The organism is Actinotalea soli (assembly GCF_017565425.1).
GTDB classification, from domain to species: Bacteria; Actinomycetota; Actinomycetes; order Actinomycetales; family Cellulomonadaceae; genus Actinotalea; species Actinotalea soli.
The window spans coordinates 913289-926983 of sequence record NZ_JAGEMK010000001.1 but is presented as its reverse complement, the minus strand read 5'-3'; the positions used below and the strand labels follow the sequence as shown (position 1 = coordinate 926983).

Annotated in this window: 15 protein-coding genes; 9 read left to right on the top strand and 6 right to left on the bottom strand. The window is 73.5% G+C overall.

Annotated elements, in window-relative coordinates; genetic code table 11:
- Positions 1-89 precede the first annotated feature (89 nt).
- Positions 90-1367, bottom strand: coding sequence for an ABC transporter substrate-binding protein (locus J4G33_RS04220; RefSeq protein ID WP_208054699.1), 1278 nt, complete (start codon positions 1365-1367; stop codon positions 90-92).
- Between the two features lie 358 nt (positions 1368-1725).
- Here J4G33_RS04220 and J4G33_RS04215 point away from each other — a divergent pair, with 358 nt between their 5' ends.
- The gene (locus tag J4G33_RS04215) at positions 1726-2871 is read left to right on the top strand and encodes a YihY/virulence factor BrkB family protein (protein ID WP_208054599.1); all 1146 of its coding nucleotides are present in this window, start codon (positions 1726-1728) and stop codon (positions 2869-2871) included.
- Positions 2872-3024: 153 nt separating this feature from the next.
- Positions 3025-3417: a cupin domain-containing protein gene (locus tag J4G33_RS04210; protein ID WP_208054598.1), complete on the top strand. Its 393-nt coding sequence runs from the start codon at positions 3025-3027 to the stop codon at positions 3415-3417.
- Positions 3418-3447: 30 nt separating this feature from the next.
- Here J4G33_RS04210 and J4G33_RS04205 read toward each other — a convergent pair whose 3' ends face one another.
- Complete coding sequence (locus J4G33_RS04205) at positions 3448-3915, bottom strand: methyltransferase family protein (protein WP_208054597.1); 468 nt, start codon at positions 3913-3915, stop codon at positions 3448-3450.
- 91 nt (positions 3916-4006) lie between these two features.
- Between J4G33_RS04205 and J4G33_RS04200 the strand changes: the two genes are divergently transcribed.
- Positions 4007-4276, top strand: a complete 270-nt coding sequence (locus tag J4G33_RS04200) for a DUF7218 family protein (protein WP_208054596.1) — start codon at positions 4007-4009, stop codon at positions 4274-4276.
- A 60-nt stretch (positions 4277-4336) separates the two neighbouring features.
- Here J4G33_RS04200 and J4G33_RS04195 read toward each other — a convergent pair whose 3' ends face one another.
- On the bottom strand, positions 4337-4720 hold the full coding sequence (locus tag J4G33_RS04195) for an ArsR/SmtB family transcription factor (RefSeq protein ID WP_208054595.1): 384 nt from the start codon (positions 4718-4720) through the stop codon (positions 4337-4339).
- Between the two features lie 86 nt (positions 4721-4806).
- On the opposite strand from J4G33_RS04195, the gene arsM reads away from it, so the two are divergent.
- The 4 genes from arsM to J4G33_RS04175 all read left to right on the top strand — a co-directional run bounded on the left by arsM (position 4807) and on the right by J4G33_RS04175 (position 7392).
- Positions 4807-5601, top strand: a complete 795-nt coding sequence (gene arsM, locus J4G33_RS04190; protein WP_208054594.1) for an arsenite methyltransferase — start codon at positions 4807-4809, stop codon at positions 5599-5601.
- Between the two features lie 167 nt (positions 5602-5768).
- Entirely contained in the window at positions 5769-6371 is a 603-nt protein-coding gene (locus J4G33_RS04185; protein WP_208054593.1) for an ArsR/SmtB family transcription factor, read from the top strand.
- 1 nt (position 6372) lies between these two features.
- Positions 6373-6600 carry a hypothetical protein gene (locus tag J4G33_RS04180; RefSeq protein ID WP_208054592.1) on the top strand — a complete coding sequence of 76 codons (228 nt, stop codon included), beginning with the start codon at positions 6373-6375 and terminating at the stop codon, positions 6598-6600.
- A 63-nt stretch (positions 6601-6663) separates the two neighbouring features.
- Complete coding sequence (locus tag J4G33_RS04175) at positions 6664-7392, top strand: helix-turn-helix transcriptional regulator (RefSeq protein WP_208054591.1); 729 nt, start codon at positions 6664-6666, stop codon at positions 7390-7392.
- On the opposite strand, the gene J4G33_RS04170 is transcribed toward J4G33_RS04175, so the two are convergent.
- Complete coding sequence (locus J4G33_RS04170) at positions 7335-8711, bottom strand: urease accessory protein UreH domain-containing protein (RefSeq protein WP_208054590.1); 1377 nt, start codon at positions 8709-8711, stop codon at positions 7335-7337. The genes J4G33_RS04175 and J4G33_RS04170 overlap by 58 nt on opposite strands.
- A gap of 164 nt (positions 8712-8875) precedes the next feature.
- Between J4G33_RS04170 and J4G33_RS04165 the strand changes: the two genes are divergently transcribed.
- On the top strand, positions 8876-11758 hold the full coding sequence (locus J4G33_RS04165; RefSeq protein ID WP_208054589.1) for an EAL domain-containing protein: 2883 nt from the start codon (positions 8876-8878) through the stop codon (positions 11756-11758).
- Here the strand turns inward: J4G33_RS04165 and J4G33_RS04160 are convergent.
- Positions 11698-11940 carry a DUF6328 family protein gene (locus tag J4G33_RS04160; protein WP_208054588.1) on the bottom strand — a complete coding sequence of 81 codons (243 nt, stop codon included), beginning with the start codon at positions 11938-11940 and terminating at the stop codon, positions 11698-11700. The genes J4G33_RS04165 and J4G33_RS04160 overlap by 61 nt on opposite strands.
- Before the next feature lie 287 nt (positions 11941-12227).
- Here J4G33_RS04160 and J4G33_RS04155 point away from each other — a divergent pair, with 287 nt between their 5' ends.
- Positions 12228-13022 (top strand): TspO-related membrane protein, encoded by a 795-nt coding sequence (locus J4G33_RS04155; protein ID WP_208054587.1) that lies wholly within the window; start codon positions 12228-12230, stop codon positions 13020-13022.
- Positions 13023-13059: 37 nt separating this feature from the next.
- Here J4G33_RS04155 and J4G33_RS04150 read toward each other — a convergent pair whose 3' ends face one another.
- Positions 13060-13644, bottom strand: a complete 585-nt coding sequence (locus J4G33_RS04150) for an NYN domain-containing protein (protein ID WP_208054586.1) — start codon at positions 13642-13644, stop codon at positions 13060-13062.
- Between the last annotated feature and the right edge of the window lie 51 nt (positions 13645-13695).

Here is a 13695-nt window from a genome sequence, read left to right as displayed (position 1 = left end):
GGGGGGGGGGGGGGGGGGGGGGGGGGGGGGGGGGGGGGGGGGGGGGGGGGGGCCCCCCCCCCCCCCCCCCCCCCACCACACCTGGCGGGTCAGTCGAGGCCGAGCTCGTTGTAGGCGATCAGGGCCTTCTCCCAGGAGGAGTCGGCGTCATCGGTCTGGTCGACGTCGACCCGGGTGAGGGCGTCGGCGACGGTCTGGTGGATGGCGAAGTAGTTCGGCCCCTTGAACGGCGTGGCCGTCACGGCGTCGGCGCGGTTGGCGAGGATCTGACCGGTGGGAGCGTCGTTGAAGAACTCGTTGCTCATGCCGAGCAGCTCGTCGCTCTCGAGGGCCTCGATCTGGCTCGGGAACGTGCCCTTGGCCTCGAAGGCCTTGACCTGCTGCTCCGGGGCGGTCAGCCACTGAGCGAGCGCCTTGGCCTCCTCGGGGTGGTCGGTGTGGGTCGGGACGGTCAGGTAGGACCCGCCCCAGTTGCCACCACCGTTGGGGAAGACGTCGGCGATGTCCCAGCCCTCGACCCCTGCGGCGTTGCCCTCGATGATGCCGAGCATCCAGCCGGGGCAGGCCATCGTGGCGAAGGCACCGTTCTGGAACGCGGCGTTCCAGTCGTCGCTCCACTGGCCCAGGTGGGCCGACAGCTCACGGTCGACGCTCGCGTCGAGCACGTCGGTGTAGATGTCCTGGACGGTCGGGTGGTCGATCCCGATGACCGTGCCGTCGTCCTCCTCGTAGGCGTTCTCGACCTGGTTGATCATCGCCTGGTAGGTGGCGCCCGCCGAGTCGAACCATGCCGAGTCGGAGCTGGCGACGAAGTCCTCGCCGACCGAGAAGTAGTTCTCCCAGTCACCCTCGAGCAGGTCGGCGACCTCCTCGCGGTCGGTGGGCAGCCCGGCCTCCTCGAACAGGTCGGCGCGGTAGCAGATGGCCTCGGGGCCGACGTCGGTGCCGTAGCCGATGAGCTTGCCGTCGGCCGTGGTCGCGGCCTCGGTCTTCCAGTCGAGCCAGCGGCCCTCGACCTCGGGGTCGCTCAGGTCGTTGAAGTTGTCCGAGTACTGCAGGAGCTCGGCGAGCCAGTCGACCTCGAGGGCCTCGATGTCGGACAGCCCCGAGCCCGCGGCGAGGCGGGTGTTGAGGTTGTCCCGGGCCTCGTCGGCCGTGGCGGCCTTCTTCTGCTCGACCGTGATGTTCGGGTTGAGCTCCATGTACTCGGTGATGAGGTCCTCGTACCCGAACTCGTTGAAGGTCGCGACGGTCAGCGTGATCTGCTCGTCGCTGCCCCCGGCCTCGCCTCCGGTGCCGCTGCCTTCTCCGTCACCGTCCGCCGTGCCGCTCGAGCAGCCGGTGGCGATGAGGGCGAGGCCGGCCATGCCGACGGTGGCGGTGAGCCACGGCTTCCTGGTTGTACGCACGTCTGACTCCTTCGTCTCAGGGGCGGCGGCGGTGCCGACCCGTGGTCGTCGTCGGACGACGACGACCGTGCACGTGATCGAACTGAGACCGGTCTCATCGTCGAGCCCGGAGATCCTGTCTCGGCGATGAGACCGGTCTCAGTGCGGTGGCCCAACAGTCCCGTCCGCGCCCCCGGGCTGTCAATCCTCGTGACCGAACCGTGACCCGTCGAGATCTCCGCGCGACAGCGGGCCCGAGCCGGGGGATGCTCGGGAGGCAGGCCGTGACCGCGGTCCGGACCGACCGCAGCACCACCCACGACCCCAGGAGACCCCGATGAGCCGCCACCAGGCCGCGAGCCCCCCGCACGACGACGCCGGCCGCCGGGCCCGGGCCGCGACCGCCTCGGACCCTGAAGGGGATCGTGCGGTGGACAAGGCTGGCGCCCCGCACCCCGACGACCGGCGCAAGCCCGGGTCGCCGAAGGACCTCACCAAGCCGTCCTGGGGCTACGTGCTCAAGCGGACGGTGCGGGAGTTCGTCCGTGACGAGAGCACCGACAACGCCGCTGGGCTGACGTACTGGGCGGTGCTGGCCCTCGCGCCGGCGGCCCTGGCTCTGTTCTCCTTGCTCGCCCTGTTCGGCAACAGCCGTCAGATCGTCGAGGACGCGATCGAGGAGGCGGGAGCGAACGTGCCGACCGACGAGGGGTCGGTGATCGACATGCTGCTCGCCGCGGCCGAGGGGCAGCAGGGCGCCGGGCTCGCCCTGATCACGGGCCTCGCGGTCGCCCTCTGGACGGCGTCGAACTACGTCAACGCCTTCGGCCGCGCGATGAACCGGGTCTACGAGGTCGACGAGGGGCGTCCGATCTGGAAGCTGCGACCGATCATGCTGCTGGTCACCCTCGTCCTGCTGCTCCTGGTCGTGGCGATCTGCGTCGCGCTGGTGCTGTCGGGCGGGGTCGCCGAGGCCCTCGGTGCGGCGATCGGGCTGAGCAGCCAGGCCGTGACCATCTGGAACATCGCCAAGTGGCCGGTCGTCGTGCTGCTGGTCGTCCTGGCCGTGGCGGTGCTGTACTTCGCGACCCCGAACGTCAAGCAGCCCAAGTTCCGGTGGCTCAGCGTGGGCAGCGTGGTCGCCATCCTCGTCTGGGCGCTGGCGACCGTGGGCTTCTTCTTCTACGTGGCGAACTTCGGGAACTACGACGCGACCTACGGCGCCCTCGGTGGTGTCGTGGTGTTCCTCCTGTGGCTCTACATCACAAACAACGCGCTGCTGTTCGGGGCCGAGCTCGATGCCGAGCTCGAGCGCGGTCGCGAGCTCCAGGCCGGCATCGCGGCCGAGAAGAGCATCCAGCTCCCGCCCCGGGACACCACGGCGAGCGAGAAGAAGCAGAAGAAGCACACGGACGACGTCGCACGCGGTCGTCGGCTCCGTGAGTCCACCGGGGCGCGTCAGGCCGCTCCGCACGACGACTGACCCCTCGTCCTGGCCCGCCGGTTCTCGGCGGGTCGACGGACCGCTGGCCGCCACGTGAGCGGTCGCGGTCGCCGCTCGGCGGAGGTATCAAGGACCCAGACGTCGACCGGCACCCCGGCCACGCCTCGTCTCCGACAACCCAGGGAGCAGCCCATGGAGCACTTCACGATCGCGACCGTCGCCGAGCAGAGCGCGGACTTCCGCCGCGTCCTGTGGACGGGCAAGCACTCGCAGCTCGTCGTCATGACCATCCCGCCGGGTGGGGAGATCGGCGAGGAGGTCCACGAGGACATCGACCAGATCCTGTCCTTCGTCAGCGGCACGGGCGAGGCGATCGTCTCGGGGCAGACCCGCAAGGTCGTCGCGGGGGACCTCGTCGTCGTCCCGGCCGGCCGTACGCACAACTTCGTCAACACGGGCAAGAACCCGCTCATCCTCTACACGGTCTACGGCCCGCCCGAGCACGCCGACGGCGCCGTCCACGCGACCAAGGAGGAGGCCGACGCCCTCGAGGAGGCCGGCAAGGACGAGCCGCCCACGGCGTAGTCCTGCACCCGTCGCCAGGGCCCGACGTCCTCAGGGGCGTCGGGCCCCGGCGCGTCCGGGGACGGTGAGCAGGCGAGGGGTGCGGGCTCGGTAGGCGCGGTAGCGCTCTCCGTAGCGAGCCACCAGGTGCTGCTCCTCGCGGCGTGCCTTGGTGTCGAGGACCACCAGGAGGACGAGCCAGGCTGCGAGCGGCTCGGGGCGTCGACGCAGCACCGCCCACCCCGCCGCGGCGGCCAGCAGGCCCGTGTAGATGGGGTGGCGGCTCACCGCGTAGGGGCCGTGCTCGTGCAGCTCGCCGGCAGCGGGTGGCGCGACGCGCGGGGTGAGCAGGCGGCCGTGCCGGAGCGCCCCGGCCAGGGAGAGAGCGGCTCCACCGACGAGCGCCCCGGCGGCGACGGCTGCCGTGCCGGGCGCGAGCTGCCAGCGGGCCCGCCCGGGCCACCCCAGGGCGGCGAGGGCGGCGACCTGGGCTGCGACCAGTCCGTCCTCGGTGTCCACGCGACCACCCTGCCACCTGCGGATGCGCCTGGGCAGGCCTGGGCGCACAGTGGTCGAGAGGTCATCGACCCGCGACCACCAGGAGGACACGATGCCGCGACGCGACCCTGGTCCCAGCGTCAAGGACGACGAGCTCTACGAGAAGCTCCGCTCCGAGGGGAGCTCGAAGGAGAAGGCTGCGCGCATCGCCAACGCCGCGGCGAAGACCTCGCGCAGCGAGGTCGGCCGCAGCGGTGGCAGCTCACCCGCGTACGAGGACTGGACGGTCGACGACCTGCGCTCGCGGGCCGCCGAGCTCGAGGTCAGGGGGCGGTCCTCGATGACCAAGGCCGAGCTGATCGACGCGCTCCGCTCGCGCTGATCTCGGCCGGTGCGCGGCGCGGCCGGCGCTCCCGGGGGTGCCGCCCGACCGTGACCGGCGTCAGCTCTGCGTCGTCGTGGTGAGCACCCGTGCGATCTCGTCGAGCGCGCCGGGCACCAACGAGTAGTAGGCCCAGACCCCCCGCTTCTCGCGGTGCAGCAGACCTGCGTCGACGAGGGTTCGCAGGTGGTGGGAGACCGTCGGCTGGCTCAGGCCGAGGGGTTCGGTCAGGTCGCACACGCAGGCCTCCCCTCCTTCGTGCGCGGCCACGAGGGAGATCAGCCGCAGCCGCGCCGGCTCGGCGACGGCCTTGAGCACGCCGGCCAGCCCCTGTGCCTCCGCGAGGGACAGGGGCGTCCGCGCGAGAGGGGCGCAGCAGGCGACGGTCGGGAGGGCGCCGGGCTGCTCCGGGGCGCCGGAGGTGGTCTCGATCGCGGTGGTCATCGGGTCATTCTCCACGAGATATTGACGCCTGTCGATGTCTGGTGCGAGGCTCAGGCATCGAGAGGCGTCGATATCTAGGAGGAGCCATGGACGAGGGACGGGTCGAGCAGGTCCGGGAGCGCTACGCGGCGGCCGCGCTGACGGTCGCGGGAGGGGGGCGGGCCGAGCCCGAGGCCTCCGGGGGCGGGGGTGAGGAGTGCTGCGGGTCGGACTGCTGCGGCGGGGCTGCTGAGCACGTGGCGGCGCCGCGGGTCGACTTCGGGGCGGGGCTCTACGGCGGTGCGACGGCGGACCTCCCCGACGCCGCGGTGCTCGCGAGCCTGGGCTGCGGCAACCCGACCGCGGTCGCCGACCTTCGTCCGGGGGAGCGGGTGCTCGACCTCGGCTCGGGCGGCGGGATCGACGTGCTGCTCTCGGCCCGGCGCGTGGGCCCCACCGGCTTCGCCTACGGGGTCGACATGACGACCGAGATGCTCGAGCTCGCACGGGCCAACGCCGCGGAGGCGCAGGCGACCAACGTCGAGTTCCTCGAGGGCCGTATCGAGGCGCTGCCCCTCCCTGACGACTCGATCGACGTCGTGATCTCGAACTGCGTGATCAACCTCTCGGTCGACAAGCCTGCCGTCCTCGCGGAGATGGCGCGTGTGCTGGTGCCCGGGGGGCGCATCGGGGTCTCCGACGTGGTTGCCGAGGATCACCTGACCGCGGCCGAGCGGGCCGAGCGGGGGGACTTCGCGGGCTGCCTCGCCGGCGCCCTCTCGCGCCAGGAGTACCTCGAGGGGCTCGCTGCGGCGGGGTTCGTCGACGCCGAGGTCACCTTCACCCACGAGGTGCGCCCGGGTATGCACGGGGCGATCGTCCGGGCGACGCTGCCGGCCTGAGGTGCGGCCCGCCGGAGGTGCGTGCGGACCGCGGCCGGCCGGGAGCGCCGTGGCCCGGGCGAGGAGGGGGGGGCGCGCGTCGAGGCGCCGGGCGGGGCGTCGAGCACGCAACATCTCTTGCGCAATAACTCTTGCGCAAGAGATGTTGCGCGTTCTACGGTGGAGCCATGAACTCCAGCGAACGCCCGGCGATCACCGACCCGGAGCGCATCCGGGCCCTCGCCCACCCGCTCCGCATGGACCTGCTCGACTTCCTCGACGAGTCGGGGGAGGCGACCGCGACCCAGTGCGCCGGACGCACCGGGGAGACCGTCGCGAACTGCTCGTTCCACCTGCGCACGCTGGCCAAGGCGGGGTTCATCGAACCCGCCGAGCCCCGCGGGCGCGAGAAGCCCTGGCGGCCCGTGAGCACCGGGGGTCGTCGCCTCGACGTCGACCCGGAGAACCCCGCCTCCCTGCGGGCGATCGGCGAGCTCGTCGGCCTGACGGTGCTCCGAGAGGCCGACCGGATCCGCGACTTCATGGCCCGTCAGCACGAGATGCCCGCCGACTGGCAGGACACCGTGACCGTGACGACGGCGAGCTTCTGGGCCACCCCCGACGAGATGCGTGAGCTGGTGAACGCCGTCAACGCCCTCGCCGAACCTTTCCGCGGCAGGCACGCCGCCCCCGAGACGCGCCCCGACGGCGCACGACCCGGCCGTCTCTTCGCGGTCGTGAACCCCGAGGAGCTCGCCCCGCCCGCCACCCAGCCCGAGCAGGAGCAGTGACATGACCGTCCTGACCATCGACTCCCGCGCCGTCCGACTCCGCCTCCCCGTGCTCCGGCTCGGTCGGCTGCGGGGCACGATCATCGTCGAGCTGAGCGAGCGCGCCGAGCTGCGCATCGAGGGCCGCGAGATCCGCGCCCGGGACGGCCGCACGGCAGGCGCCGCCGAGGCGCGCCTCGACGCCTACCGCACCGAGGCGCTGGGGGTCCGCCTGGGCGCAGGCTTCTGAGGGACCGCCGTCCCCCACCGAAGGTCCCGGGTCCCACCGGTCACGACCGTGAATAGTCGGGACATGGTCGACACCTCCGTCAGCGCCCACCGGACCCTCTCCTCCGAGAGCCGCGTGGCCATCCTCGAGCTGCTCGAGGAGCGCGGGGCGCCCGTGCCGCTCACCGAGGTCGCCGCGGCCGTCGGGCTGCACGTCAACACGGTGCGTGAGCACCTCGACCGGCTGGTGGCGGGGGGCTTCGTCGGCAGCGAGCCCGAGGCCAGCCACCGGCGCGGGCGTCCACGGCTGCTGTACCGCGCGCTCGAGACCCCCGCGCCCGTCGTCCCTGAGGTCGGTGCGAGCGAGCACCTGAAGCGCGCGCTCGTGCTGGGCTACGGCAGGCCGATGGACTGCCCGGCCGAGACGGCCGAGCGCGACGGGCGGGCCCTCGGCGCCGATCTCGTGCGTGACGCCCCTCCGCAGGGCGACCAGCTCGGTGCCTTCGCGGAGCACCTGACCGCGCTCGGCTTCAGCCCCGAGGTCGGCAGCGAGGGGCGCACGGTCTGCCTCGGGAGCTGCCCGGTGCGCGACCTGGCCCGCGCACGCCCCGAGGTGGTGTGCAACCTGCACCTCGGACTCGTCCGTGGCGTGCTCGCCGGCCTCCCCGGTCCGTGGGTGGTCGACCGCGTCGAGACCCCCGAGCCGGGCGGCAGGTGCGTCCTGCACCTCGCGGATCGGGCTGCGGTGCCGTCCACTCACCCCGCGGGCAGCACCTCGACCACCCCGGTGTACATGCCCATCGCGCACGAGTAGTGCAGGCTCCCGGGCTCGGTGGGCGTGAAGGTCACGACGTTCGCGCCGGGCTCGAGGAGCCGCACCCGTTCGACCCCCATGCCCGGGGCGTGCAGGGCGCTCGCGCAGCTCGCCGCGGTCGAGTCGATCTCCCAGCGCACCTCCGTCCCGGCGAGCACCGTCGCGTGAGCCGGTGCGTAGCCGTCGACCACCTGCGCGGTGCGCAGCACCTGGACCCCGTCCTCGAGGCTCGCCGTGACCTCGGTGGTGCCCGCCGCGACCGGGCCCCTCCCCGTCGCTCCCGGGGCCAGGACCGTGACGGCGCCACCGACGTTGACCGCCGCGAGCGCCAGGACCCCGACCCCGGCGACCCGCAGCAGGACGGGGCCGACCGAGCCGCGGGCGGCAGCGGTGAGCCCGCCGACGCCGAGCAGGCCCGGGGCGGTCCCGAGGGCGAACAGACCCATCATCAGGCCGGCTGTCACCGGCTCGCCCGTCGCCAGGGCGGAGAGCTGGACCACCTGCGTGAAGCCGCACGGCAGCAGGAAGGACGCCGCCCCCAGCGCGGCCGTGCTCCCGTCGCGGTAGGCGCCCGCGCCGCGCCCCTCGAGGCCCAGGCGGGTGGCCACCCCGGCGGGCAGGGCCGGCGTCAGGTGGGCCAGGCGCGGCGACACGGCGGTGAGCTGGACGCCGATCGCGACCATCGCCAGGGCGACGACGAGGGTCAGCAGCGCGAGCGTGCCGCCGGTCACGTGCACGACGCCGCCCACCGCGCCCAGCACGGCCCCGAGCACCGTGAAGCCCACGACGCGCCCGGCGTTGAAGGCCAGGTGAGGGCGCCAGCGTTGCGCCAGGCTCGCCTGCGGGTGCCGTTCGGCGTGCCGGGCCGCGACGGCCAGGACCAGTCCGCCGACCAGGGCCATGCAGGCCGAGAGCCCCGCCGCCAGCCCGAGGACCAGGGCGACGGTGAGGCCTGCCGCACCCGTCGTGCCAGCAGGGCCCGCCGATGCACCCACGCGGCCCGCCAGCTCCTCGAGGCCGAGCATCCTCGCGCCGGCCAGAGCGAGGGCGACGACCCCGAGCCCTATCGCGAGGTCGCGCCACACGCGTCGGTCCCGGCTCACCCAGCTGCGATCGGGGTCGCCCAGCGCGTACCCCGCGCCGAGGACGGCCTGCTCGAGGGAGGCTCGGGGGAGCGGCCGGCTGCTCGTGATCCGGGCACGGCCCCGCGCGGCCGAGACGGCGACCTCCTCGACCCCCGGCAGCTGCCGCAGGGAGCGGGCCACGCGGACCTCGCAGGCACGGCAGGTCATGCCGCGGATCGGTACGGTCCTGTCCATCCTCTGCTCCCACCCCTGGTCGTCCTGCAGCGTAGGCAGGCGGCCAGGGGGCGCGGGTGGGACCTCCGGCCCCGCGCCCTGCCCAGGCCTGGTCGCGGGGTCGCCCGACGCGGAGCGGTCGAACTCCTTCACATCGGCCTCGCGAGGTCGATCACCAGGTCGAGATGACCAACGACGCGCGAGAGACCTCCGGGGCCACCACGACCCTGCTGCTGGGCCATGTCCGGACCCAGGGCGGTGACGAGGCGGTGGCCGAGGTGCTGCGCCTGGCCGGGGTGCCGCAGTCGTTGAGCGAGCTCGAGGACGGTGCGAGCTGGTTCGCGCACGAGGTCCGCACGCGACTGTTCGAGGCTGCGACCGCCGTCCTCGGCGAGGGAACCGTCTTCGCCGTCGGGGTGCACGCGCTGGACAACGGTCTGCAGCCAGCCCTCGTCGGGCTCCTGCGGTCCTTGGGCAACCCGCGTGAGGTCTACCGGCAGGTGCCCCGTGCCCTGCCCAAGTTCACGACCCGCTCCGAGATGGAGGTGGTCTCCAGCACCACCACCTCGGCCGTGGTCCACCTGCGTACCAAGGGTGAGCACCTGCGCTCGCGGCTGGACTGCGAGCTCGTGCAGGGGATGCTCGCCGCCGTGCCGCAGATCTTCGGCCAGCCCCTGGCCCGCATCGTCCAGAGCACCTGCCAGGCCGACGGGCACGAGCAGTGCGAGTTCCAGATCTCGTGGACACGTCCCCGGCGCTGGTTCGACAGGTCCCGTTCCGAGCGCTCGGCCCGGTCGGCCGACGTCGAGCTGGCCGCCCTGCGGGGCCAGCTCGAGGAGCTCCAGCGCGCCTCGAGCGACCTGGTCAGCAGCGACGACGTGCACACCGTGCTCGAGCGCATCGTGGACCGCGCGGCGACAGCCGTCCTGGCCCCCTCCTACCTGCTCGTCGCCCACGGGGACCCGGCCACCGGGGCGGGGCCCGTGGTCCACGCCCGCGGCCTGAGCCCCGAGCGGGCCGAGGAGCTCGCCGCAGCGCTGAGCCGTGGCGAGTCCCTCGGGCAGGCAGCCGTCGTGGTCGACGTGACCTCCACGCGCCGGCACCACGGGCGGCTCGCCGCCATCTACTCCGAGGGCCACCGCCCGCTCGCCGCGGACGAGCACCTGCTCGAGGCCTACGCCCGGCACGCCGCCGCCGCGCTGGACCTGCTGACGGCGCTGGACGGCAGCCGTCGCGAGGCGAGCCGGGCCACCGCGCTCCTGGACCTCGCCCATCAGCTCGCCGCCGCGACCGACGCCGATGCCGTGGCGCGCGTGGTCACCGACGCCATGCCCGGGATCGTCGGGTGCCAGTCCGGCGGGGTGTGGATGTGGGAGCCCTCCGAGGGGATCCTGCGCGCGGCGGCGACCACGGGGCACGAGGAGCACGAGGCCCTGGAGATCATGGGCACCCGGCTGCGTCCGGACGACACCCCCGAGCTCACCGACATCCTCACCCGGCACGACCTCCTCGTGATCGACGCGCAGGACGCCAGCCCTCGCCTCGGCGCGCTGCTGGACCGGGTCGGCTCACGCAGCGTCGTGGTGGCCCCCCTCGTCGCCGGGGACAGCTTCATGGGGGTGGCGATCGCCAGCTGGGCGACGCCCGCCGACCGGCTCGCGGTCGGGGCCGAGGCGATGGCCCGCATCTCCGGGGTCGGGGACCAGACGGCGACCGCCCTCCAGAACGCGCGCCTGCTCTCGCGGGTCAGCCACCAGGCCCTGCACGACGCGCTGACGGGCGTGCCCAACCGCGTCCTGTTCAGCCGGAGCCTGGACGAGTCCCTGCGCCGGGCAGAACCCGGTCAAGGCACCGCGGTGCTCTTCTGCGACCTGGACAACTTCAAGCACGTGAACGACCAGCACGGTCACGCCGCCGGGGACGAGCTGCTCCGGCAGGTCGCCGCTCGTCTGCGCGGGGAGCTGCGCCCGGGTGACGTCGTGGGCCGTCTCAGCGGCGACGAGTTCGCGGTCCTGCTGCACGGGGTCGACGACGACGAGCACGCCCTGACCGTCGCGGCGCGCCTCGTGGCGGGCCTGGACCACCCGTTCCGGGTCGACGGGCACGAGGTCAGGACGACGGCGAGCGTCGGTGTCGCCGTCCACGTGGGGGCCGACGGGCGAGGGGACCGGCTGCTGGCTGCCGCGGACGCAGCGATGTACGAGGCCAAGCAGCGCGGTCGCAACCAGGTGCTCCTGGCCGGTGAGCTGGACCCGCGCCGGGGTGCCCCGTCCCTCGAGGCCGAGCTCAGCCAGGCGGTCGAGGCCGGGCAGCTTCGTCTGTTCTTCCAGCCGGTCGTCGACGTCTCGCCCGGGACCGGAGACGCCGTGGTGGGTGCGGAGGCCCTGATCCGGTGGGCTCACCCCCGTCTCGGGCTGCTGGCCCCGGCGGCCTTCCTGCCCCTGGCCGAGGAGGCGGGACTGGTCACCGAGCTCGACCTGTGGGCGGTGGGAGCGGCCTGCGAGGCCCTGGCCGGGTGGTCGCGCGCAGGGGCGGGCGAGCCCGCGGCAGAGGCGCTGCCGGTAGAGCCGCTGCGGGTCGCGGTGAACCTGGCGGGAGCCACCCTCGTGGACCCTCGCCTGGTCCCGACCGTGCGGCAGGCGCTGAGCCGCAACGGGCTCACCTCGGACCGTCTGCACCTCGAGGTCGTCGAGAGCCGGTCATTGTCCGACCTGCCCGGCGTGATCGAGCGTCTGGTCGAGCTGCGTCAGATCGGCGTCCGGATCTCCCTGGACGACTTCGGCACGGGGTTCTCGACCCTCGCCTGGCTGCAGTCCCTGCCGGTGGACCAGATCAAGATCGATCGGAGCTTCATCGCGGGCCTGCCCGACCACGCAGCCTCGCTGGCGCTGGTCCGGGGTGTCGTGGCGCTCGCGCGCGAGCTCGGCATCGAGGTGATCGCCGAGGGTGTCGAGGAGCCCGCCCAGCTCGCCCTCCTGCGTGAGGCGGGCTGCGAGATGGTCCAGGGCTACCTGCTGGGTCGACCTGCGCCGGTGTTCTCGGCCTCGGAACGGTCCACACCGGCCTGAGCCCGCCGCCCGAGCACCGCAGGCAGCACGAACCACCCGGCCCCGTCGTCGTCGATCCCGGTCCGGGCGACGCGCAGCTCGTGGAGGATCTCCGACCAGTGCCGGTCGAGACGTTCGATCGGCGACTCGTGCCGACCGTCGAGCGTCGGGCCGGCCGCTGCCTCGTCCTGGCCCGCTGCCATCGTGTCCTCCTGCGGTGGTCCTCGCCGGACATGTTGCGCCCCCGCTCGCAGCGAGGCGAGCGGGGGCGGAGGGCGCCGTCTCACCCGCACAGGGTGTGGCGGTCGCCGTCGGCCCGGAGGCCGGCCGCCGCTCTCGCGACGGCTTCAGGAGTGGAAGAAAATTAACCCTGGCCGGAGCGGTGCGCATCCGGTGGAGTCAGTATCCGATGTTACGTGCATCACATCAACCCTGCCTCGGCGCGGTCGCCCGCCGTGCGCGCGACGTCGACCGCGGCGATCATGGGGGGATGAGCACCCAGACGCAGTCTGCGACCGGCACCGACCTCGTGAGGCAGGTGGTCGTGCTGATCGGCTCCCTGGTCGCGATCGCCGCGGCCTTCGTGGGCTCGGGGGCCACGGGGGGCGAGGACCAGACCTCGGTGGGCGACGGCGCCCTCGCGGCGGACGCGACCCTCGTCGCCCCGGGCGGGCCCGCCTTCTCGATCTGGTCGGTGATCTACACCGGGCTGCTGGCCTACGCGGTCTGGCAGGCCCTGCCCGCGCAGCGGGCCGATGCCCGGCAGCGCCGGATCGGGTGGCTGGTGCTGCTCTCGATGCTGCTCAACGCAGCCTGGATCACGGTGGTGCAGCTCGGCCTGCTCGGCCTGAGCGTCCCGGTGATCGTGCTGCTGCTGGTGACCCTCGTCGCGCTCCTCCTGCGGCTCGAGAGGGTGCCGGCGCGCGGCCTGGTCGACACCGTCGTCACCGACGGGACCATGGGCCTCTACCTCGGCTGGGTCTCGGTCGCGACCGTGGCGAACGTCGCGGCGGTGCTCACCTCGGCCGGGTACACCGAGCTGGTGCTCGGGCCCGAGGTCTGGACGGTCCTCGTGCTGGCGGTGGCCGCGGCGGTCGGCGTCGGGCTCGCGGTCGCGACCCGGGGGCGCCTCGCGATCGGTGCGGCGATGACCTGGGGCCTGGCGTGGATCGCGATCGCCCGCGCCACGGGGGAGCTCGAGTCGACCGTGGCCGCCGTCGCCGCCGGGGTGGCCGCGGCCGTCGTGCTGGTGGCGACCGTGCACGCGCGGGTACGACGGCGCTAGGAGGGCCGGCGGCTGCGGTCCGTCCCGGGGTGGCCGCTCAGAGGTAGCGCGCGGGGTCGAACTCGGCGAGGGAGATGATCCGCAGGCGCGGCAGCTGCACGTTGAAGGCGTGCACGTCGGTCTCGAGGTCGTAGATCTCGAGACCGCCCTCGGCGAGGTGCTGCAGCGAGCTGCTGACGAGCTCGGTGAAGCCGAGCAGGCCGACGCGGCGGGAGGGCCCCAGGAGGGCGGCCATGTGCGGGGTGAAGTCGCCGTCGTGGCTGGCCAGCAGCACGTCCCCGCTGTCCTCCCCCCGGTCCGCGAGGACGTCGAGGGTGCGCTGGATGCCGATGTCGACGACCTTCTCGTACGAGGCGCCGGACAGCGGGATCGGCTGGAAGCCGATCGCGACGAGGGCCTGCACGAAGGGCATCGGCATCGAGCCGTTCGACGCGTTGAGGAAGAAGAGTCCCTTGACCTCGTCGGCGTCCCACACCGTGCGGGCGAACTCGAGCACCCGCTCCCACCGGGGGCGCTCCTCGGGGGCCGGGCGGGCCCCCAGGATCGACCCGCCCAGGGTCGCGTCGATGTTCTCCCCGTCGACGAGCACGTAGGTGGTCCGGCGGGGCGCGGTCTCGGTCATGGAGGTCAGCCTAGGGTGCGCGTCGCGTGATGGGGGTCGACGCCCTCACCC

Excerpts from the sequence above, each read along its gene's own strand:
- J4G33_RS04185 (WP_208054593.1), top strand. The coding sequence starts at position 5,769 with ATGAACTCCAGCGAACGCCCGGCGATCACCGACCCGGAGCGCATCCGG.
- J4G33_RS04195 (WP_208054595.1), bottom strand. The coding sequence starts at position 4,720 with ATGACCACCGCGATCGAGACCACCTCCGGCGCCCCGGAGCAGCCCGGC.
- J4G33_RS04165 (WP_208054589.1), top strand. The coding sequence starts at position 8,876 with ATGACCAACGACGCGCGAGAGACCTCCGGGGCCACCACGACCCTGCTG.
- J4G33_RS04180 (WP_208054592.1), top strand. The coding sequence starts at position 6,373 with ATGACCGTCCTGACCATCGACTCCCGCGCCGTCCGACTCCGCCTCCCC.
- J4G33_RS04210 (WP_208054598.1), top strand. The coding sequence starts at position 3,025 with ATGGAGCACTTCACGATCGCGACCGTCGCCGAGCAGAGCGCGGACTTC.
- J4G33_RS04215 (WP_208054599.1), top strand. The coding sequence starts at position 1,726 with ATGAGCCGCCACCAGGCCGCGAGCCCCCCGCACGACGACGCCGGCCGC.
- J4G33_RS04160 (WP_208054588.1), bottom strand. The coding sequence starts at position 11,940 with ATGGCAGCGGGCCAGGACGAGGCAGCGGCCGGCCCGACGCTCGACGGT.
- J4G33_RS04200 (WP_208054596.1), top strand. The coding sequence starts at position 4,007 with ATGCCGCGACGCGACCCTGGTCCCAGCGTCAAGGACGACGAGCTCTAC.
- J4G33_RS04220 (WP_208054699.1), bottom strand. The coding sequence starts at position 1,367 with ATGGCCGGCCTCGCCCTCATCGCCACCGGCTGCTCGAGCGGCACGGCG.
- arsM (WP_208054594.1), top strand. The coding sequence starts at position 4,807 with ATGGACGAGGGACGGGTCGAGCAGGTCCGGGAGCGCTACGCGGCGGCC.
- J4G33_RS04150 (WP_208054586.1), bottom strand. The coding sequence starts at position 13,644 with ATGACCGAGACCGCGCCCCGCCGGACCACCTACGTGCTCGTCGACGGG.
- J4G33_RS04175 (WP_208054591.1), top strand. The coding sequence starts at position 6,664 with ATGGTCGACACCTCCGTCAGCGCCCACCGGACCCTCTCCTCCGAGAGC.
- J4G33_RS04155 (WP_208054587.1), top strand. The coding sequence starts at position 12,228 with ATGAGCACCCAGACGCAGTCTGCGACCGGCACCGACCTCGTGAGGCAG.
- J4G33_RS04170 (WP_208054590.1), bottom strand. The coding sequence starts at position 8,711 with ATGGACAGGACCGTACCGATCCGCGGCATGACCTGCCGTGCCTGCGAG.